Origin of the sequence: Nonomuraea purpurea, from assembly GCF_042650645.1 — a bacterium.
In the GTDB taxonomy this organism is placed as follows: domain Bacteria; phylum Actinomycetota; class Actinomycetes; order Streptosporangiales; family Streptosporangiaceae; genus Nonomuraea; species Nonomuraea purpurea.
The window spans coordinates 12,762-31,398 of record NZ_JBHSBI010000011.1 but is presented as its reverse complement, the minus strand read 5'-3'; the positions used below and the strand labels follow the sequence as shown (position 1 = coordinate 31,398).

The 18,637-nt window shown below is 69.3% G+C and carries 21 protein-coding genes and 1 pseudogene; 15 read left to right on the top strand and 7 right to left on the bottom strand.

Annotation, left to right across the window (positions count from 1 at the left end; translation table 11 throughout):
* The first annotated feature begins 10 nt into the window (after positions 1-10).
* Genes modA through ACFOY2_RS22180 form a run of 4 tightly spaced genes read left to right on the top strand, consistent with a single transcriptional unit; the run spans position 11 to position 2,939 of the window.
* Positions 11-817: a molybdate ABC transporter substrate-binding protein gene (modA, locus tag ACFOY2_RS22195; RefSeq protein ID WP_379529982.1), complete on the top strand. Its 807-nt coding sequence runs from the start codon at positions 11-13 to the stop codon at positions 815-817.
* A 6-nt stretch (positions 818-823) separates the two neighbouring features.
* Positions 824-1,657, top strand: a complete 834-nt coding sequence (locus ACFOY2_RS22190; RefSeq protein WP_379529981.1) for an ABC transporter permease — start codon at positions 824-826, stop codon at positions 1,655-1,657.
* Positions 1,654-2,685, top strand: coding sequence for an ABC transporter ATP-binding protein (locus tag ACFOY2_RS22185; protein ID WP_379529980.1), 1,032 nt, complete (start codon positions 1,654-1,656; stop codon positions 2,683-2,685). The genes ACFOY2_RS22190 and ACFOY2_RS22185 overlap by 4 nt, the downstream gene beginning before the upstream one ends.
* Complete coding sequence (locus ACFOY2_RS22180) at positions 2,682-2,939, top strand: hypothetical protein (RefSeq protein WP_379529979.1); 258 nt, start codon at positions 2,682-2,684, stop codon at positions 2,937-2,939. Before ACFOY2_RS22185 ends, ACFOY2_RS22180 begins: the two co-directional genes overlap by 4 nt.
* Here ACFOY2_RS22180 and ACFOY2_RS22175 read toward each other — a convergent pair.
* Positions 2,909-3,376: a hypothetical protein gene (locus ACFOY2_RS22175; protein WP_379529978.1), complete on the bottom strand. Its 468-nt coding sequence runs from the start codon at positions 3,374-3,376 to the stop codon at positions 2,909-2,911. The two genes, ACFOY2_RS22180 and ACFOY2_RS22175, sit on opposite strands and share 31 nt — an antisense overlap.
* Before the next feature lie 266 nt (positions 3,377-3,642).
* Here ACFOY2_RS22175 and ACFOY2_RS22170 point away from each other — a divergent pair.
* The 5 genes and pseudogenes from ACFOY2_RS22170 to ACFOY2_RS22150 all read left to right on the top strand — a co-directional run bounded on the left by ACFOY2_RS22170 (position 3,643) and on the right by ACFOY2_RS22150 (position 8,412).
* Positions 3,643-4,924: pseudogene (locus ACFOY2_RS22170) on the top strand (aldehyde dehydrogenase family protein).
* 295 nt (positions 4,925-5,219) lie between these two features.
* Positions 5,220-5,663, top strand: a complete 444-nt coding sequence (gene cynS / locus ACFOY2_RS22165; protein WP_379529977.1) for a cyanase — start codon at positions 5,220-5,222, stop codon at positions 5,661-5,663.
* Between the two features lie 119 nt (positions 5,664-5,782).
* Positions 5,783-5,962 (top strand): hypothetical protein, encoded by a 180-nt coding sequence (locus tag ACFOY2_RS22160; protein WP_379529976.1) that lies wholly within the window; start codon positions 5,783-5,785, stop codon positions 5,960-5,962.
* Between the two features lie 62 nt (positions 5,963-6,024).
* Complete coding sequence (locus tag ACFOY2_RS22155) at positions 6,025-7,545, top strand: helix-turn-helix domain-containing protein (protein ID WP_379529975.1); 1,521 nt, start codon at positions 6,025-6,027, stop codon at positions 7,543-7,545.
* Positions 7,546-8,007: 462 nt separating this feature from the next.
* Entirely contained in the window at positions 8,008-8,412 is a 405-nt protein-coding gene (locus ACFOY2_RS22150; RefSeq protein ID WP_379529974.1) for a hypothetical protein, read from the top strand.
* A 98-nt stretch (positions 8,413-8,510) separates the two neighbouring features.
* Here ACFOY2_RS22150 and ACFOY2_RS22145 read toward each other — a convergent pair whose 3' ends face one another.
* Positions 8,511-10,616 (bottom strand): WD40 repeat domain-containing protein, encoded by a 2,106-nt coding sequence (locus tag ACFOY2_RS22145; protein WP_379529973.1) that lies wholly within the window; start codon positions 10,614-10,616, stop codon positions 8,511-8,513.
* Positions 10,617-11,067: 451 nt separating this feature from the next.
* Between ACFOY2_RS22145 and ACFOY2_RS22140 the strand changes: the two genes are divergently transcribed.
* Positions 11,068-12,192, top strand: coding sequence for an epoxide hydrolase family protein (locus ACFOY2_RS22140; protein WP_379529972.1), 1,125 nt, complete (start codon positions 11,068-11,070; stop codon positions 12,190-12,192).
* Positions 12,193-12,265: 73 nt separating this feature from the next.
* Here ACFOY2_RS22140 and ACFOY2_RS22135 read toward each other — a convergent pair whose 3' ends face one another.
* From ACFOY2_RS22135 to ACFOY2_RS22125, 3 genes are all read right to left on the bottom strand, one after another.
* Positions 12,266-12,676 carry a DUF3037 domain-containing protein gene (locus ACFOY2_RS22135; RefSeq protein WP_379529971.1) on the bottom strand — a complete coding sequence of 137 codons (411 nt, stop codon included), beginning with the start codon at positions 12,674-12,676 and terminating at the stop codon, positions 12,266-12,268.
* Positions 12,673-13,524, bottom strand: a complete 852-nt coding sequence (locus ACFOY2_RS22130; RefSeq protein ID WP_379529970.1) for a HipA family kinase — start codon at positions 13,522-13,524, stop codon at positions 12,673-12,675. Before ACFOY2_RS22130 ends, ACFOY2_RS22135 begins: the two co-directional genes overlap by 4 nt.
* 92 nt (positions 13,525-13,616) lie before the next feature.
* Positions 13,617-14,237: a TetR/AcrR family transcriptional regulator gene (locus ACFOY2_RS22125; RefSeq protein ID WP_379529969.1), complete on the bottom strand. Its 621-nt coding sequence runs from the start codon at positions 14,235-14,237 to the stop codon at positions 13,617-13,619.
* Between the two features lie 54 nt (positions 14,238-14,291).
* Here ACFOY2_RS22125 and ACFOY2_RS22120 point away from each other — a divergent pair, with 54 nt between their 5' ends.
* Positions 14,292-15,677 (top strand): amidase, encoded by a 1,386-nt coding sequence (locus ACFOY2_RS22120; protein WP_379529968.1) that lies wholly within the window; start codon positions 14,292-14,294, stop codon positions 15,675-15,677.
* A 26-nt stretch (positions 15,678-15,703) separates the two neighbouring features.
* Here ACFOY2_RS22120 and ACFOY2_RS22115 read toward each other — a convergent pair whose 3' ends face one another.
* Positions 15,704-16,030 carry a LysR substrate-binding domain-containing protein gene (locus ACFOY2_RS22115; RefSeq protein WP_379529967.1) on the bottom strand — a complete coding sequence of 109 codons (327 nt, stop codon included), beginning with the start codon at positions 16,028-16,030 and terminating at the stop codon, positions 15,704-15,706.
* Here ACFOY2_RS22115 and ACFOY2_RS22110 point away from each other — a divergent pair.
* From ACFOY2_RS22110 to ACFOY2_RS22095, 4 genes are read left to right on the top strand one after another with little or no spacing between them, the layout of a single operon-like run.
* Positions 16,029-16,364 (top strand): 4-hydroxythreonine-4-phosphate dehydrogenase PdxA, encoded by a 336-nt coding sequence (locus ACFOY2_RS22110; protein WP_379529966.1) that lies wholly within the window; start codon positions 16,029-16,031, stop codon positions 16,362-16,364. The genes ACFOY2_RS22115 and ACFOY2_RS22110 overlap by 2 nt on opposite strands.
* Complete coding sequence (locus ACFOY2_RS22105; RefSeq protein WP_379529965.1) at positions 16,361-17,110, top strand: cyclase family protein; 750 nt, start codon at positions 16,361-16,363, stop codon at positions 17,108-17,110. The genes ACFOY2_RS22110 and ACFOY2_RS22105 overlap by 4 nt, the downstream gene beginning before the upstream one ends.
* A 9-nt stretch (positions 17,111-17,119) precedes the next feature.
* The gene (locus ACFOY2_RS22100) at positions 17,120-17,722 is read left to right on the top strand and encodes a hypothetical protein (protein ID WP_379529964.1); all 603 of its coding nucleotides are present in this window, start codon (positions 17,120-17,122) and stop codon (positions 17,720-17,722) included.
* Positions 17,723-17,782: 60 nt separating this feature from the next.
* Positions 17,783-17,959, top strand: coding sequence for a hypothetical protein (locus ACFOY2_RS22095; protein ID WP_379529963.1), 177 nt, complete (start codon positions 17,783-17,785; stop codon positions 17,957-17,959).
* On the opposite strand, the gene ACFOY2_RS22090 is transcribed toward ACFOY2_RS22095, so the two are convergent.
* Positions 17,950-18,564: a flavin reductase family protein gene (locus ACFOY2_RS22090; protein WP_379529962.1), complete on the bottom strand. Its 615-nt coding sequence runs from the start codon at positions 18,562-18,564 to the stop codon at positions 17,950-17,952. The genes ACFOY2_RS22095 and ACFOY2_RS22090 overlap by 10 nt on opposite strands.
* Between the last annotated feature and the right edge of the window lie 73 nt (positions 18,565-18,637).

The window sequence follows — 18,637 nt, the reverse complement described above, 5'->3', positions numbered from 1 at the left end:
CCCCCCTGTGGTGTTCAGGCGTCTTTCCCGATGGGCGATCGCCCTGCCCGTCGCGCTCGCGCTGGCGGGTCTGTCCGGTTGCGGCTCCGGCGAACCGGCTACGTCCATGTCCTCCGCTTCGGCTTCGGCCTCCTCCGGTGGCGGGGCCGAAGAGGTGACGGTGTTCGCCGCGGCGTCGCTGACCGGGACGTTCACCGAGCTCGGCAAGACCTTCGAGGCCGCCCATCCGGGCACGACGGTGAAGTTCAACTTCGGCTCCAGCGCCACGCTGGCCCAGCAGATCACGCAGGGGGCGCCGGCGGACGTGTTCGCCGCGGCGAGCCCGGCCACGATGAAGACGGTCACCGACGCGTCCCTGGCGAGTTCGCCGACCACGTTCGTGCGCAACAAGCTGCAGATCGCCGTACCGAAGGACAACCCGGCCAAGGTGGATGACCTGAAGGACCTGACCGACAGCAAGGTGAAGGTGGCGCTCTGCGCGGAGCAGGTGCCGTGCGGGGCGGCGGCGGTCAAGGCGCTGGACGTGGCCAAGCTCAAGGTCACCCCGGTCACCTTGGAGCAGGACGTCAAGGCCACGCTGACCAAGGTCGAGCTGGGCGAGGTGGACGCAGCGCTGGTCTACAAGACCGACGTGATCGCCTCGGCGGGCAAGGTGCAGGGCATCGTCTTCCCGGAGGCGGACCAGGCCATCAACGACTACCCGATTGCCACCCTGTCGAAGGCGCCGGCCGGTGACCTCGCCAAGCAGTTCGTGGATCTGGTGCTGTCGCAGCAGGGCAAGGACGTGCTGACCAAGGCCGGTTTCGAGGCCCCCTGACCCCTGATGATGCCGGTGCGATCTCGTCGCGACCGCCTCACGCCCACGAGGCGTGAGGCGGTCGGCAGGCTGCCGTGGATGCTGGTGCTGCCTGCGGTGGCCGGGTTGGTGTTCCTGGTGCTGCCGCTGGCCGGGCTGCTGATCCGGGCGCCGTGGCCGACGCTGCTGGAGCGGCTGGCCGAGCCGCACGTGCTGGAGGCGCTGCGGTTGTCGCTGGTGTGCGCCACGATCGCGACCGCGGTGTGCCTGCTGCTCGGCGTGCCGCTGGCCTGGCTGCTGGCGCGGGTGGAGTTTCCGGGGCGGCGGGTGGTGCGGGCCCTGGTCACCGTGCCGCTGGTGCTGCCACCCGTGGTCGGCGGCGTGGCGCTGCTGCTCGTGCTGGGCAGGCGCGGGCTGGTCGGGCAGTGGCTGGAGTCCAGTTTCGGCATCACGCTGCCGTTCACCACCCTGGGCGTGATCGTCGCCGAGGCGTTCGTGGCGATGCCCTTCCTGGTGATCAGCGTCGAGGGGGCGCTGCGCGGCGCTGACCAGCGCTTCGAGGAGGCGGCGGCGACGCTGGGCGCTTCGCGGTGGACGGTGTTCCGCCGGGTGACGCTGCCGATGGTCATGCCGGGCGTGGTGGCCGGCGCGGTGCTGTGCTGGGCGCGGGCGCTGGGGGAGTTCGGGGCGACGATCACGTTCGCCGGAAACTTTCCCGGAACCACGCGGACGATGCCGCTGGCGGTCTACCTGGCGCTGGAGACCGAGCCCGAGGCGGCGATCGTGCTCAGCCTGGTGCTGCTGGTGGTCTCGGTGATCATCCTGGCCAGCCTGCGGGATCGGTGGGTGAGCGCGCCGTGACGCTGAAAGCCCATCTGGTCGTCGCCCGGCCCGCTTTCACTCTCGATCTCACCCTGGAGGTCGCCCCGGGAGAGGTGGTGGCGCTGCTCGGCCCGAACGGCGCGGGCAAGACCACAGCCCTGCGTGCCCTGGCCGGGCTCACCCCCATGTCCGGCGGGCAGATCACGCTGCGCGACAGGCCGCTGCACGCCCTGCCCGCCGAGAGCCGTCCGATCGGGATGGTCTTCCAGGACTACCTGCTCTTCCCGCACCTGACGGCGCTGGACAACGTCGCGTTCGGGCCGCGCTGCCAGGGCGTCCCCAAGGCCGAGTCCCGCCGCACCGCCGCCGAACTGCTGGAACGCGTCGGCCTCGCCGACCGCGCCGCCGCCAAACCACGCCAACTGTCCGGCGGCCAGGCGCAGCGGGTCGCGCTCGCCCGCGCCCTGGCCGTGCGGCCCGAACTGCTCCTGCTCGACGAGCCGCTGGCCGCGTTGGACGCCCACACCCGGCTGGAGATCCGCTCCCAGCTGCGCCGCCATCTGGCCGACTTCGACGGCGCCACCGTGCTGGTCACGCACGATCCGCTGGACGCGATGGTGCTGGCCGACCGGCTGATCGTCATCGAGGACGGCACTGTCGTCCAGCAGGGCCCTCCGGCCGAGGTCGCCCGCCGTCCGCGTACCGACTATGTCGCCCGCCTGGTCGGGCTCAACCTGTATCGCGGCACGGCCGACGGGTCCCGGGTCAAGGTCGGCGACCTGCTGCTGCACACCTGCGAGCACCTCGACGGGGCCGCGTTCGTCGCCTTCCCGCCCGCCGCCGTCGCCCTCTACCGCACCCGCCCCGACGGCAGCCCGCGCAACCTGTGGCAGGCCCGCATCGACGGCATCGAACGGCACGGCGACAACGTCCGGATCCACCTCGACGGCCCCATCACCGCCTTCGCCGACATCACCCCCGCCGCCCTGGCCGACCTCGACCTGAACCCCGGCCAGCAGGTGTGGGCGTCGGTCAAGGCCACAGAGACCCACGGCTACCCCGCATGAACGCCGCAGAGGCCGGCCCCGGCCACGACTGCAACGCCATCTGTCTCGGCGGCCCTTGCCACGGCCTGCTCACCCACATCGACCAGGACATCGGCATCCTGACCGTCCCCGTCCCACGTCGCTCACCCGACCAGCCGGAGACGCGCGCCCGCTACCGCATCACCCGCGAGCGGGTGCGCTACTGCGGCCAGGCCGAGCCGTACATCGCGCTGCACTGGGCCGATCAGCCATGCTCCTGCGGCCTGACCCCGTAGCTCTCCTGCCCCCATAACCGGTCGTCGGCGCACACCCTGATGTCGGTGACCTGGCTGATGTGCCGCGCGCCGCAGCGATCGCCCGGCATCACCAGGTGCGGTCCCTCGCCGTCGAGGCGCCGGCAGTCCATGCTGACGGCCAGCACAGCTGGAGTGTTGCCGAACTCCGGGTCGATCTCGCCCCACGACACCACCGCGCGGTGGCCGTCCCGGCCCAGCACCGAGATCAGGAAGCGCAGCCGGTCTTTGCGCTCGTCCGGGTCGAACAGCGGCTCGGCCGCCCGCAGCACGTCGATGAGCAGCGGCCCGGTGAAGTAGTGCCGCCGCAATCCGGAGGAGCGGCACTCGAAGGTCACCGTCACCTCCCGCTGCGGCATCGAGCGCAGCATCGCGACGCTCAACCAGGCGGGTGCGCGTATCTCGCCTGACAGAGTCACCTGGCCGCTCGTTGGAAGATCGGTCGACGTGGGCTGCACGGGAACCCTCCTCGCCTTCGACACGCCTGCTCTTCGCGTGCCGGCCACCGAATGGGCTCGCACTCAACTGCAAGCTGCTTCCAGCTTACTCATGGCAGATGAGAGGACAATCGTGCGATCCGTGCCGCTCATGAGAATCTCGGCCCCTTGCTTTCTTCCGCCGTCGGTAGTGTCATGGGGACTACCAGGCGCTGGTCCGGCCGCCCACGTCAGAGCCGGGTGAGCGCATGTTCATCGACAGGAAGCCGACGCTGATGACGGTGACCTTGGACAAGAGCGTCGAAGACTTCGTGGCGACGCCTCGGCAGCTCTTCATCGACGGCCCGTGGTCGCGGCTGACCCCCTCCGAGCGTGGCCGTCTCATCTGGCGGATCGGCGACCTCATCCTGGAGCACGCCGACGAACTCGCCCAGCTCGAATCGCTCGACAACGGCAAACCGTTGGCAGTGGCCCGCGCCGCCGACATCCCTCTTTCGGCGGACATATTCCACTACATGGCCGGGTGGGCCACCAAGATCGAGGGCAACACGATCACGTTGTCGGCGCCGAACATGCCAGGCGCCGCCTTCCACGCCTACACCCTGCGCGAGCCCATCGGCGTCATCGGCCAGATCATCCCGTGGAACTTCCCGCTGCTCATGGCCGCGTGGAAACTCGCCCCCGCGCTGGCCACCGGCAACACCGTCATCCTCAAACCCGCCGAGCAGACCCCGCTCAGCGCGCTGCGCCTGGCCGAGCTGATCGCCGAAGCCGGCATCCCCGGCGGCGTGGTCAACGTCCTGCCCGGGTACGGCGAGACGGCCGGGGCCGCGCTGGCCGCCCACGACGGTGTGGACAAGGTGGCGTTCACCGGCTCGACCGAGGTCGGCAAGCTCATCGTGCGGGCCGCGGCGGGCAACCTGAAGGTCACCCTGGAACTCGGCGGCAAGAGCCCGAACATCGTCTTCGACGACGCCGACCCCGACATCGCCGTTCAGGGCGCGGCCAACGCCATCTTCTTCAACCACGGACAGTGCTGCGTGGCAGGATCCCGGCTGTTCGTCCAGCAGAGCCGCTTCGAGCAGGTCGTCGAAGGGGTCGCCGACATCGCCCGCGGCATCAGACTCGGCCCGGGGCTGGAGCCCGACACCCAGATGGGGCCGCTGGTCTCCGACGAGCAGCTCCGGCGCGTGACCGGCTACCTGGACTCAGGCCGCGGCGAAGGCGCCCGCACGGTCGTCGGCGGCGGACGCCACGGCGAGCAGGGCTACTTCGTCCCTGGACGAGATCGCGGCACAGGCCAACGACACCACCTACGGGCTGGGCGCGGGCATCTGGACCCGCGACATCTCCAAGGCGCACGCCCTGGCGGGCAAGATCCGCGCGGGCACGGTATGGATCAACTGCTACAACGTCTTCGACGCGGCGCTGCCGTTCGGCGGCTACAAGCAGTCCGGCTGGGGACGTGAGATGGGACACGAGGTGCTGGAGGCGTACACCGAGGTCAAGGCGGTGTGCACCCAGCTGTGACAAGCCTCCCCGGCCGTTGGGAAAGGCGGACCCGGGGATCGAGAGATGGGCGCGGGCGGCGAGCGCCAGGCGAGAACCTGCATGCTGCCGACCGCGCTCACCTCTTCTCCTTGGTTCGGGTGCTGGAGGAGTGGGCGCCGCCCTCGACGATCAGGTATCCCATCTCAGATGGGACGACCCGCATCCGCTCCGGTACCCCGAACATGTGCGCCAGCGGAACGCGATGCGTGTGCGAATGGGCCTTTGGGGTGTTAAGTTATGGCCGATTGTATGCTGTATACAAAATGGAGGAGTAGTGCTCACCAAGCAGGAAGCGGCTGAAGCGGTCCGGCACGCCAAGGTCGTCACGGGGGTGACGTGGGCCCAACTCGCCGACGCGGTCGGCAGACCCTTGGCGTGGACGACGGCCGCGCTGCTCGGCCAGCACCCGATGAGCAAGAATGAGTCCGCCACGGCGGTAGCCCTTCTGGAACTCGGTGAAGACGTCGCGCTGGCCCTCCAACTGCAGCCCACGCGCGGGGCGCTCGCCGCCGCCGTCCCTGTCGATCCGACGATCTACCGGCTCTACGAGGTCATCCAGGTATACGGGCCGACCATCAAGGAGCTGATCCACGAGCAGTGCGGGGACGGCATCATGAGCGCCATCAACTTCCGCCTGGACGTGCGGCGGGTGCCGGACCCGGCCGGCGACCGCGTCGTCATCACCATGGACGGGAAGTATCTCCCCTACCAATGGTGACGGACCCGACGCCGGTGGACTCCAGGCTCCGCCCAAGGGTCACCCGTGCGCTCGTGCCGCGTCCATCCCCGAGATCACCGGGCCGCTGAGCACGCGGGTGGTGGCCCCGAGCAGACGCGGTGCGAGGGCTGCCGCCTGGGCCCGGATCTCAGCACCCGGCGACCTTCCGCAACCAGGTATGGGAGGTCGACCAGAAGAATCTGCCCATCGTGGAGCTGCCTCCTCCCCGCGGCAAGGCCATCACCCCATGGGTGACGATGTTCCTCGACGACGCCACCCGGCTGAGAGGAGGAGAATGACGCTCGGCCGGGTGCCATGGTGAGGGCAGGGGCGCGGAATTTCGGCAGGGGAGGTATGGGCCGTGGGGGACAGCGGGGCGCAGCGGCAGGGGCAGGGCGGAAGGCTGGACGGGCTGCTGCGTGAGATGAGCCGTCAGGCGTCGAGCGGGGCCGAGCCGGACGTGCGGAAGGTTCTCGACTGGCTGCACCGGCAGACCGGCTCAGACATCGCACTGGTGGAGGATGCCGCAGGCACGGTGGAGCTGTTCCCTGCGGACTTTCCCCGGGAAGAGATTCTGGGCCCGCTGGCTCCGCTGCTCGGGCAGCTGGCCGGCGGTGGGATGGCTGCGGCGGCCACCCGAGTGGATGAGCTGTACGTGCACTGTGAGGCCCTCGGTGCGCACGACCCGCGCCCGGTGCTGGTCACCGCCAGCCGTTCCGCGCCGAACCCGGAGACGGTGGCCTTGTCCTCGCACGTCGGCAGCCTCATCACGCTCCTGCGGCGCGCCCGGGACGCCGACCGGAGCTTGCGCGGCTACCAACACAAGGCACGCCAGCTGCGGTTCGCCGTGCTCTCGGCGCTGATGGCGGGCGAACCGACCCTGGCCCGCCGCATGACAACCGGTGCCGTTCCGCCGTTGCTGGACGCCGACAGGCTCCTGGTCTACCTGCTGCACTGCCCCCCGACCGACCGCGACCGGATCGCGCGGGCCCACCAGGACCCCTCCGGCTACCACGGCCAGGACCTCATGGTGCAGTGCCCCGTTTTCAAGGAACATCTGATCTGTCTCATAGCCGATGAAAATGAGGTGGAGGGCTCCGGCGCCCGGGGCCGGGGCGAGGCCCTACGCCGCCTGGTGCGCGACAACCCGCACTACGCGCTGGGCATCAGCGACCCGCACCCCCTCGGCGGGACGGCCGAGGCATACAGCCAGGCCGCCCACGCCCTGGCCGTCGCCCGCAGCATTCCTGACCGCGTGGCCTCGTACCACGGCCAAAGTCCGCTGGAAGGCATCCTGCCCCGCGGGCCGGCCCTCATCTGGGCCCGTACCTTTCTCCGCCCGCTGGACGCCCTCGCGAAGACCACCGTCGACATCACTCGCCTCGCCATGGCCATGCCCCGATCCGCCGTGGCCCGCCTTATCAACCTCAGCCGCAACACCGTCACCGCCCACCTCCGACGCGCGGAACAGGCTCTCGGCCTCGACCTCACCGACGTCCGCTCCCGTGCCGCCGTGAACCTGGCCCTCGCCCTCACCAGCACATGCGCCGACCCCGAACCCGAGACGCAGCACCCGCCCCCCACCCTGGACGACCTGCTGCGCACCGATCCAGCCACCGCCTGGGCCCAGACCTTCCTCCACCCCCTGCAAGCCCAGCACCGTCGCACCCTCCAGGCATGGATCGACGCAAACATCGACGCCCAGGAAGCCGCCCGCCGTATCGGCATCAGTCGCAACACCGTCCGAACCCACCTGCGCACCGCCGAAGCCCTGCTGGGCCGCGACCTGCTGACCACAGGCGCCGGCATCCACGACGTCGTCCACGCCCTCCACATCCTGCTGACCTTGCCGGTTGAGCACCGTGCACGCTCTGGCGCCTAGATTTGAGCGCCGTGCACATTGGCCAAAGGCGCGGCGTCTTCTATCGTCTTGGCCACGCTCCATCTGTCGCACGGGAGAACGATGACACCTCTCCGACGAGTGGGGTTCGTCAAGACGAAGCAAGCATCCATGGAGGCGATGAGGTCGCATCAAGTCCCGGCCATGTGATAGTTCCGGTCGTCCCGCCAGCTGGCAATCGGACGATTTCAGCCGGGCCGAAGACACCCTCTGAACCCCGACCTCCGGCACCTCCGCGTTGGCCCGGGTCTGAAAGCCACCGGGCGCCCTCGACAAACACTTACTTCAGGCCTGCCGTGCCGGCATTTCCGGCCGAGGGCGCGCGGAATTAGCTCACTGCGTGCCCAGCTGTTCACCGATAGATAAGTATCAGCATTTACTGAAAATCCGGATTACCTGTACGGTAATTTGGTCAAGTTTTATTTACCCTCGTGAGGTTGAAGCATGAAATACAAGAAGCTCGCGTCCATTCTCCTCGGCTCCGCCGCCACGGCCGCCTTGGTGTTGACCCCGGCTCCGGCCGCCTCCGCACAGACCAGTGCGACGAAGGCCGCAACGGCGTCGGCCGGAGCCGGGGTCCAGCGCGACAGCATCCGATGCTCCAAGCCCAGGGGCAAGTGGGCCAACTACTCCTGGGGCGAGGGCAACACGACCGTGACCATCTACTTCAACAATCACTGCAGCCACAAGGTCAGTGCCAAAATCAGGTTCGAAGCCAAGGGATCGGTTGGCAGCAACGGCCCCAAATTCCAGTGCATGACGGTCAATGCCAAGACCAAGGGTAAGAAGAAGTTTCCCGCCAGACTCTACAAGGCGTATTCCGTGACCCGAGTCGCGCGCTGCAGCTGAGCTTGTTCTACAGGCGGGGTCATCCACGCCTCACCCTGACCACCTTCGGCCTCGTCGCTGACACCAAGCGACCCTGCCCCAGGACGTGGAGAGTCCAGCTAGGCTGACGTGCGCCGTATGCGGGCGAGCAGGTGCCGGGCATCGTCGTCGAAGCCGTCGAAACCACTGCTCAGCACGATCTTCATCAGCTCGGTCACACGCGCCGTGCCGGCGGGGTCGCCGGCCTCCGCGAGATACTCGCCGAGCCGGTAAGCCGCCTCGGCCACAAACTCCGGATCGTCGCTGATCTCCAGGGCTCTCTCGTAGAGCCGGGCGGATCGTGCCTTGTCGCCGATCTGGTAGTGCAGCTCGGCGAGGTGGGCCACGGCTGTCGGGATGTGGCGGCGGTCTCCGGAGTCGATCACCTGCTGGAACCAGGGCTCGGCCTCAGCGAGATTCTGCTCCCATTTGTAGTCCAGGCCCATCCTCAGGGCCGCGATCACCGCGATCTCCCGCTCCTCGCGGCCCTGGGGCTCGGCGAAGATCTCGAGCAGCTTGAGCTGTAGCGGGCGCGACCTCTCGAAGTCGTTGAGCATGCCGTGCATCTGGGCCAGGTAGAGCAGGGCCCAGCGGGCCTGGTGCGGGTACTCCTCGCCGGTCGCCTCCCGCCACGCGTCCACGCACTGCTGGTATGCGGTGAGCGCGCCCGCCCAGTCTTTCTCCTCGCACAGCCGATCGGCGGTCTGCCGCGCGATCCCGGCCCGACGTGACGCCTCGGCCCTGGGCTCGGTGGTCTGGAGCTTGGTGTCCGCGATCACCTGTGCGGTGGGCCGTACGGCCGGGTCGTGGGCGTGGCCGTGGGACTCCCCACCCTCGGTCAGGATGCCCCGCAACTCCGCGGGAGGCTCGTCGGGGAGACCCACGGGGAAGACGTCGAGCCTGCTGGGCGCCTTCTCCTTGATCCGGCTCTCCACGACAACCCAGCGGCCGTCAGGCGACCAGGCCACGAGGTTCGCCTGGCGCCCCAGTGAGCCACACAGGATGGGACGGCCGTCGGACATCCGCCAGACGCTCGGCTCACGCCGATCGTCCGAGGCGAAGGCGCTCTGAGAGATGAGCACGTGCCGGCCGCCGGGGGCGACCGCGACGTCGCGCACCCAGCCCCAGTCCGTCGCGATTCGGCCGCGGACGCGGCCGGTCTCGGTCTCAACGACGGTGATGCCGGGACGATCCTGACTGATCAGGAGTATCTGGGACTCCTCATGGTCGAACGCCACCTGCCGCACGCGACCGGAGTCGATGTCGTCCGGCAGCGTCACCGAGTCGTCCGGGGCGCCGGAGACGTCAAGGAACTCGACCCCAGGCAGGAGGTGCCGAGCGCGATATCGGCCCGTACGGGACCGGACGTTCCCCGGCTCGTGCGGCACCTCGGTCACCGCGCCTGCCTCCATGTCATACGCCCACTGCCCGTCGTCCAAGAACGACTTCACCGTCACGACGGGGCGTCCGGGCACCCACATGAGCGAGGGAAGCCCGACCCCGTGGTCGAGGCGCAGCCGCTCGGTCCACCCGGACGTCTCGTAGACGACCAACTCCGTGCCCCAGTTGAGAAGGGCCAGGTGGGTACCGTCGTCGGAGAAGGCCATCGCTCTCGCCTGACGGGCTTCACCCTTCCCCGCGCGGAAAGGCTCGATCAGGTGCGCTGACCGGGTGAAGTCGGGCACGTGTGCCGCATCGTCCGGCTCGGTGGCGCCGGAGCCGACGTCCCAGACGGTGGAGCAGGTGTCGCCCGGTTCCAACCCTTCAATCCAGCGCGGGTCGGTGACCCGGACCACGTAGTCACCCTGGACAAGCTGATCCTCGTCCTGCCAGCCGCCGTCGCGGAGGTGGTAGAACATCGCCAGTGTGTCCCACTGCTCATCCGTCATCGGATGGTTGCGGGTGGACAGCCGGTCCACGCCCTCGATGAACCACCGGGAGTTCACCGCCACCCACGCCTCGTCCATCAACGGCTTGTGGTCGAAGGCTCGCGCCAGCGGGCGCGGGGCACCGTACTCCGCGTCCGCGAAATCCCACAGCAGCCGCAGGAAGAACACGGCGTCGTCAGGCAGCGGGAACCCCCCGTCGATGGAGGGCTCGTTGTAGACGACGAACACCCGCAGTCGCACGCTGCGACGATCGTCGGCCACGTCCAGCACGCGGGCGCCGTACAGGTCAGTGGACATGGGACCTCCGATTTGATGCTCAGGACCGGTGCCGGGACAGGCAGTGCACAGCCTGGCAGGAGGCACCGACATTCCGCGACCGATGAGTTTCGGTCGCGAACGTGGTCGCACTCGTGACTGGCTGTCGAGGCATTGTCTGAACGAGCCGGTGGATCTTCAGGGACAGGGGGGTAAACGTTACTGAACAGCGACGCCCTCAGAGGAACTCGATGCCGGCCTGCAGGCGCCTGTACCAGCAGCGCGGAGCCGACCGAGAGCATGAGCGAGTTGTTCGGCGCGGTCGCGGGTTGTCCTGGGTCAGTTCGCGGTTGCGGGCGTTTGCTGCCGCAAGGCGATAGAGCAGGGACGCGTCGCTGCTGGGGTTTTCCGCTGGGTGACGCCCGGTGGTGTCTATCTCGCCATGATGCGCTCGGCGGGCGACGCCGGGACCGGTGATGGCAGGATGACCAATATGGACATTCGCACCGAACAGCTCCATATCCCCGAGGAGGTCCTCGCAGAGCTACGCGGACGCTTGGAAGCTACGCGCTGGCCGAGCCGACCCACCCGTCCGGCCTGGGCGGACGGGGTGGACCCGGACCTGGTCCGCGACCTGGTCGCCTACTGGCTTGCGGGTTTCGACTGGCGGGCGCGTGAACGCGCGCTCAATCGCCACCGCCATGTCCGCGCGGACGTCGACGGGCTCGCGCTGCACGCGATGATCGCCGAACCGGACTCTCCGACGGCGACACCGCCGGTGCTGGCCCTGCACGGCTGGCCCGCGACGTTCGAGCAGATGACCCGGCTGGCGGACCGCCTGGTCGCGCCACCGCACGCCATGACGGTCGTGGCTCCTTCGCTGCCCGGATTCGGGTTCTCCCAGGCGCCGACGGAGCCGGGATGGAACCCGGCGCGGATCGCCCGAACCGTGCACACCCTGATGACCGAGCGCCTCGGCCACTCCCGCTACCTGGTACGCGGCACCGACTACGGCCTCAACGTGGCGCTCCACCTGGGAGCGATGTACCCCGGCCACGTCACCGGGGTGCACATCGGCGGCACCCATCTCGCCGTACCCGGCGACGAGGACCTTCCTGCGGACCTCAACGCGGAGGAACGCGCTTTCGTCGAGGCCGGCCGCCGTTGGTACGCCGACGAGGGCGGCTACGTCGACATCCAGGCCACCAAGCCCGAGACCCTGGCCTTCGCGCTCTCGGACTCACCGGCGGGCCTGCTGGCGTGGATCGTGGAGAAATACCGCACCTGGTGCGCCACCCCGCACGATCTCCACGCCCGCTTCACCCCTGACGACCTGCTGAGCACCGTGACCATCTACTGGGCCACCAACACCCTCGCCTCCTCGGTCCGCCTCTACCGCGAAGACCGGCTCGGGCCGGCGCCCGCTCCCGCGCGGGTGCCCGTGGCCGTCAACCAACCGCAGGCGGAGGAGTACCACACCCCACGCTCCTGGTGGCAACGCCTCCAACCCCGGCTCACGCGCTACACGCTGCTACCCGGTGCCGGCCACTTTCCCGAATGGGAGGCGCCTGACGCGCTGGCGGCCGACATCGCCGAATTCGCGCGAACCCTGGGCTGAGGGTCGGCTGGGGAGCCCCAGAGCCTTTCCGGCCGCCGCCCGGTCGCCGCGTGACCGGGCGTCGTGCCGTGTTTCACGTCCTGCGAGAGCCGGTCGGGGGCAGGACGAGGAGGTGAAGCAGGCGGTCGACCTCGGCGTCCGGGTCGATGGTGAGGCCGGTGTGGGTCGGGCTCGCCTGGACGACGGTACTGCGCGGCGCTGTGAGCCATCGGAAGCGCTGACCGGGATCCAGGGTGACGGGCGGTCCCGCGGCGGCGTCGCCCGCGCAGACGGCGGCTATCGTGCGCAGGGCGTGCTCGATCGCCGCGATGTCCGTGGCGGGGTCGAGCAGGCGCAGGCGATCGGCGTCCACGTGGATCCGCGCGCCGAGGTATCGCCGCGCCCGGCAGTAGAGCAGGACGCCCGCGTTGAGCGTCTCGCCGCGATCGATGCGCGGGATCACGCGCAGCAGCGCGTAGTCGAACGCCTCGGGTTGCCAGGTCATCGCAGCCCCTTGCCGTCGCGCGTGGCGGATCGGGTGGGACGGCTCTTCGGCTGGGGCGGCGCCTGGGCGATCGTGTCGAGCACTCCGGGGAGCCAGCTCTCGCGCGCCGCGAGACGGTGCGTGATCCGACGCGCATAGACCTCGCGAAGCCGTTCGGGGGTGTCGAAGCCCTCCTCGCCGACGAGCCAGGGCTCCGGGACCGCCGCGACGGCGGCGCGGACGGCCTCGCCGGTGAGCTGTGGCGCCAGTGCGGCGTCGGCGCCGGCGAGGTCGGGCCGGAAGCCGAGCACGAGGTGGTCCGTGGCGTCGTAGGCTCGGGTGTCCCAGGCGGTCGCGCCGGCCCAGTTGTGATGGAAGGTCAGGGCGGCCCCGTGGTCGATGAGATGTGGCCGGCCGTGCCAGTGCAGCAGGTTCGGGTTCCGCCACGAACGGTCGACGTTGCCGACCAGCGCGTCGAACCACAGCACCCGCCCGGCGAGCGAAGGGTCCATCGTGGACGTCGTGGCGTCGAAGTCGCGCGAGCCCGGCAGGAAGTCGATGCCGAGATTCGTACCGGCGCTCGCCTTCAGCAGGGCCTGCACCTCGAAATCCGGTTCGGTGGCGGCGAACGCGGGGTGGAGTTCGACGGTGACCAGCCGCGGCACGGGCAGGCCCAGCATGCCGGCGAGTCCGGCGCAGATGACCTCGGCGATGAGCACCTTGCGGCCCTGGCCCGCGCCCACGAATTTGACCACGTAGGTCCCGAGGTCGTCGGCCTCCATGAGGCCGGGGAGAGAGCCGCCTTCGCGCAGGGGGGTGATGTACCGCGTCGCGCGGACGTGCGCCAGTCCAGTGGGGAGAGCGTTCAAGAGGATGTCCTGTGTTTCGGTTCGGCATGAGATGTCGCCGTGGATCCCCGCTTCCTCCGGGCGGTCGCTTGGCGGGCCGGTTCGTCCGTGGCTCAGGTGTCGTTCTCGGCGTTGCGAGGGGCCGACCACGAGCGCATGAGCAGTTCGGAGGCGTCCACGATGACCTCGTCGGAGATCTCGTCCGGGAACAGCATGCGCTGGATGAGCAGGCCGTCTTCCAGCGCGTGCACGATCAGCGCCAGGAACGCCGGATCGGCCGGCGGGGTGATACCGAGAGAGGCGAAGGTGGTCTCGATGCTGCCGGTGTGGGCGTCGCGGGCGAGGCGTTCACGTTGGGCGAGTTGCGGTCGGAACGAGGGGGTGCGCAGCGCGTAGAGGATCAGCTCGGTGCGCAGTGACATCCAGCCGAGCAGGTTCGCGGCGCGGTCCTTGTGCCAGGCGCGCAGCGCCGCGTAGGGGTCCTGCTCCCGCGTGATGGCGGTGACTTCGTCAAGTTCGCGCATGGTGCGCTGTTTCAGCAGCTCGACGACGAGTTCGTGTTTGTCGGCGAAGTTGCCGTAGAACGCGCCGCGGCTGTAGCCGGCGCGCTCGGCGATCTGCTCGACGGAGGCGCCGTTCACGCCGCGCTCCGCGAACAGCTCCTCCGCGGCCGCGAGCAGTCGCGTGCGGGTCTCCTGCCTGCTCTCCTCGCGGGTCAGCCGCTTACGCGTCACGCCCACCTCCACATACGGTTCTGTATCCAGATTCAGTTGTGTATCTTAGCGGCCATGTGGAAGTCGAAAGCCATCGAATTGGCCACCGCGGTACGCGACGGCCACGTCAGCGCCGCCGAAGTGGTCCAGGCGCATCTGGACCGGATCTCCGAGGTCAACCCGACGTTCAACGCGGTCACCGCCGTGCTCGCCGACAGCGCCATGGCCGCGGCCGCCGGCATCGACCGGCGCCGGGCGGCGGGCGAGCCGCTCGGCCCCCTGGCCGGGGTGCCGTTCACCGTCAAGGAGAACATCGACGTCGAAGGCGTCCCCACCACACACGGCGTGCCCAAATTCCGGGACAACGTGGCCACGGCCGACTCACCCTCGGTGGCACGGCTACGCGCGGCCGACGCCATCCCGATCGGACACAGCAACATGCCCGACATGACGATCGGCGGCTACACCAACAGCCAGCTCTTCGGCGAGACCCTCAACCCCTGGCCCGTGGTCCGGAACCCGGGAGCCTCCAGCGGCGGCGACGGGTCCGCGGTCGCGTCCGGCATGGCCGCCATCGGGCTGGGCAACGACTCCGGCGGCTCGGTACGGGTGCCCGCGTACTGCTGCGGGGTCGCCGGGCTGAACCCGAGCTACGGCCGCTTCCCCATGGAGCACCAGATCGGCGGGAACACACCGATGCTCGCCTCTCAACTGTTCCCCAAGGACGGGCCGATCGCCCGCTCCGTCCATGACCTGCGCGCCGCCTTCGAAGTGCTCGCCGGTACGGACCCGCGTGACCCGCGTGCGGTCCCCGCCCCACTGGACGGCCCGCCGCTGCCAGGACCGGTGCGGGTCGCGGTCGTGGCTGACCCCGGCGGCTTCGGGGTGAACCCGATCATCCGGGCGGAGATCGAGAAAACGGCCGAAGTGCTCGCCGACGCCGGTTACGCGGTGGAGGAGGCCGACGTGCCACGACTGACCGACGGGCTCACCGCGTACCTCAAGATGATCACGAGCGAGTTCGGGCTGACCTGGCCGCGCCTGCGGACGCTGCTGACCGAGGACAGCGCCCGGCACATGGAGCTGAACATGCAGCGCCAGCCGTCCCTGGACCTCGCGGACTATCTCCGGCTCACCGCCGACCGGCATTCGATCATCCGTGACTGGCTGCTCTTCCTGTCCGACTACCCGCTGGTGCTCGGCCCGGTGTCGACAGAACCGCCGGGCGATCCCGGCGACAAGGAACTGGACGCGGAGGAGAACGCGCGCATCGCCCTGGCAGGCCGGCTGTGCACCGTGACCACGTTCGTCGGGCTGCCGGCCGTGGCCGTGCCCACCAGGGTCGAGGACGGGGTGCCGCTCGGGGTCCAGATCATCGGCCGGCCCTTCCGCGAGGACCTGTGCCTGTCGGCCGCCGCCGCCATCGAGGCCACGTCCGGCACCTTCACACCGGTGGGCTGAGAACGCGGGTGTGCTGGGAGCGTCCCTCAGGCATGGTCCCAGTTACGGGATCGCGTGGTGATGGAGGAAAAGCGGTCCGACCACTGGTTCAGCTCCCGGGCCTGGTCGCGTAGCCAAGCAAGCACCGTGGCGATCCGAGGGTCGTCGGATGTGCGGATGAGGAGGAAGTAGGCGCTGCCGTCGGGCTGGAATCCGAAGGGCGCGGCCAGCCGTCCGGTGGTCAGGTCGTCGAAGACCAGAGCGTGTGATCCGATGGCGACGCCGAGGCCGGCGCCCGCGGCCTGAAGGCTCAGATAGAAGTGCTCGAAGGTCTGCTCGGCGACGGGCGGGAGGGCGGGCGAGAACGGCCTCATGGGCCGCGAAGATCAGGACATCATCGCGCCCGCGGTACGAGCCGCCCGCGCCGACGGAATCGACGCCAGCGGCCCATGGCCGCCCGACACCGTCTTCATGCGCGCCCGCAACGGCGAGTTCGACATGGTCGTCGCGCAGTACCACGATCAGGGCCTCATCCCCGTCAAATACCTCGGCCTCGAGCACGGCACGAACGTCACGGTCGGCCTGCCCTTCGTACGAACCAGCGTGGACCACGGCACCGCCTTCGACATCGCGGGCAAAGGCGTCGCCGACCACACCAGCCTGCTCACCGCGCTGCGCCACGCCCGTACGCTGGCAGGTGACCGATGACGCCGCTCGCAGCGCTCGACATCCTGCGGGCTGGACGCTGGGTCGATCTGACCCACGCCTTCCACCCCGGCATCCCGCACTGCCCGAGCTTCGACCCCGAGCAGCGCACCGTCGTCTACGACCACGCGCCTCGTAGCGGCACCCGCGGGTCAGGGTTCCTGGCCCACGAGTACCGGCACGTCGGCCAGTGGGGCACCCACGTCGACCCACCCGCGCACTTCGTTCCCGGCCTGCGATTCCAGGACCAGATACCGGTCACCGAGATGATCCTTCCGCTGGTCGTCCTCGACATCCACGAACAGGCTGCGGCCGACCCCGACTACTGCGTCAACGCCGCCGACCTGGTCGGCTGGGAGGCCCGGCATGGACTGGTGCCGCCCGGCTCTTTCGTCGCCCTGCGCACCGACTGGTCCCACCGCTGGCCCAGTCAGACACGCGTGATCAACGTCGATGCCGACGGCACATACCACTACCCCGGCTGGAGTCGCGAGGTGCTTGTGACGTTGTTCGAAGAACGCGGCGTCACCGCCTGCGGACACGAGACCACGGACACCGACCCCGGAATCGTCGTCAGCCAGGGCCGGGCGCCCCTCGAGCACTACGTCCTGGCCCGAGACCGCTACCAGATCGAACTGTTCACCGGACTCGATCAGGTCCCCGAACACGGCGCCGTCATCGTCGCCGCCTGGCCCAAGGCACAGAACGGCTCCGGGTTTCCCGCCCGAGCCTTCGCCATCTGCCCCTGAGGGAGCGCAATGGACTTCATCTTCATGCTGACCCGCGACGACATGACCGTACGCGATTGCCTGGAACTTCTCGACGGTCTCGGCGATCTCCACCTCGCGAATCTGGGCTTCAAGGACGTCGGTGTCGACCCCGCGACCCTCACCCGGCTACACCGCCGCATCAAGGACACCGGCGCGGCCAGCTATCTCGAAGTGGTCAGCACCAGCCGTGACCGCGCCCTCGACTCGGCCCGGATGGCCGTCGACCTGGGCGTCGACTGGCTCATGGGCGGTACCTGGATACCCGAAACGCTCGAACTCCTCGACGGCACCGGCATCGGCTACCTGCCCTTCCCCGGTGTTCCGACCGGCCATCCCACCCGGCTCGGCGGCACCCCACAGCAAGTAGCCGAACACTGCCGCCGCTTCGAGCAGGCCGGTTGCGCCGGCGTCGACCTGCTCGCCTACCGCCTCGTCGTGGCCGGCAGCATCACCACTCCCGGCCAGATCCACGACCTGGCCGCAGCCGGGGTCGACGCCTTCACCATCGGCTCCGGCGCGATGACCGGCGCCTTCGAACCCCGCTCGAAAACCCTGGATGGGCAACTCACCGCCATCCTCGACGCCACCTGAACCGCCGCCACATGTCAAAGTGCGGAGGCACCACTTTAGGCAACGAAACGATCACAGTGGATGCCGCCGCAACTCCCGACACCGGCCGCCATCGCCGGCACGGCTGGGTCGAATCGGCTGGTCAGCCAGGTGCGCAGCATCGTTCCGCATCCCTTTCCCGGCTATCATGTCGCCACGGACGCCCGGAGTCGGCGTGAGGCGTCCGTGGTGCCGGAGGGCATCGACGACTATGACTGAGTGACCGTCTCACTGCGATAGGAGTGGCCGAGTTCGGAGCCGAGGCCGAAGTAGTGACGGAAGTTGTAGATAAGCGGGCTCCACGCCCCGGGGTCAACGTGCTGGGTGCCGGGCACCACGATGCGCGGATCCGCGTGGACCACGCGGACGGCGGCCTCGACGATGACGAACAACCCGGACGCGTCCGGGCGCACGGACACGGCCCGCGCCTCGAACTGCAACGGGCAGCCGGCCACGCGCGGCGGGCGCACCCGCTCGGAAGGCTCCGCCCGCAGGCCGGCGGCGCCGAACTTGTCGGGCTCGAAGCGGCAGCCATGCTGCTTGCTCGCGGGCACGGGAGAGCGGCCGGTCAGGGGCGCCAGTCGTTCCACCTCCCGCCACTGCTCCGGGGCGGGCAGGTTGATCACCAAGTCGGGCCGGGTCGTCAGATTGTGCGCGGTCTGTCCGTCGCGGCCCAGGCCGAGCACAATCACATTGCCCAGTGCCCAGGCCGACGACATGGGTGCGAGGTTGCAGCTCCCGTCGGGGTTCTCGGTCGTCAGCAGGACAACCGGGGTCCCGAAGTACAGGATGCGGGGCTCGATGGTCACGTGATCGGTATTCATGCGGCGAGCCTATGAACGTCACGCTCAACCGGCGGCCGAAGTGTGCCGGGGCCTCCGCTTTCAGTCCACGTCG

Bases quoted from the DNA above. Each gene is read 5' to 3' on its own strand.
- ACFOY2_RS22100 (WP_379529964.1), top strand. From the start codon at position 17,120: ATGGACTTCATCTTCATGCTGACCCGCGACGACATGACCGTACGCGAT.
- ACFOY2_RS22135 (WP_379529971.1), bottom strand. From the start codon at position 12,676: ATGACCTGGCAACCCGAGGCGTTCGACTACGCGCTGCTGCGCGTGATC.
- ACFOY2_RS22105 (WP_379529965.1), top strand. From the start codon at position 16,361: ATGACGCCGCTCGCAGCGCTCGACATCCTGCGGGCTGGACGCTGGGTC.
- ACFOY2_RS22145 (WP_379529973.1), bottom strand. From the start codon at position 10,616: ATGTCCACTGACCTGTACGGCGCCCGCGTGCTGGACGTGGCCGACGAT.
- ACFOY2_RS22120 (WP_379529968.1), top strand. From the start codon at position 14,292: ATGTGGAAGTCGAAAGCCATCGAATTGGCCACCGCGGTACGCGACGGC.
- ACFOY2_RS22090 (WP_379529962.1), bottom strand. From the start codon at position 18,564: ATGAATACCGATCACGTGACCATCGAGCCCCGCATCCTGTACTTCGGG.
- ACFOY2_RS22190 (WP_379529981.1), top strand. From the start codon at position 824: ATGATGCCGGTGCGATCTCGTCGCGACCGCCTCACGCCCACGAGGCGT.
- ACFOY2_RS22180 (WP_379529979.1), top strand. From the start codon at position 2,682: ATGAACGCCGCAGAGGCCGGCCCCGGCCACGACTGCAACGCCATCTGT.
- ACFOY2_RS22110 (WP_379529966.1), top strand. From the start codon at position 16,029: ATGGGCCGCGAAGATCAGGACATCATCGCGCCCGCGGTACGAGCCGCC.
- ACFOY2_RS22140 (WP_379529972.1), top strand. From the start codon at position 11,068: ATGGACATTCGCACCGAACAGCTCCATATCCCCGAGGAGGTCCTCGCA.
- ACFOY2_RS22150 (WP_379529974.1), top strand. From the start codon at position 8,008: ATGAAATACAAGAAGCTCGCGTCCATTCTCCTCGGCTCCGCCGCCACG.
- ACFOY2_RS22115 (WP_379529967.1), bottom strand. From the start codon at position 16,030: ATGAGGCCGTTCTCGCCCGCCCTCCCGCCCGTCGCCGAGCAGACCTTC.
- ACFOY2_RS22095 (WP_379529963.1), top strand. From the start codon at position 17,783: ATGCCGCCGCAACTCCCGACACCGGCCGCCATCGCCGGCACGGCTGGG.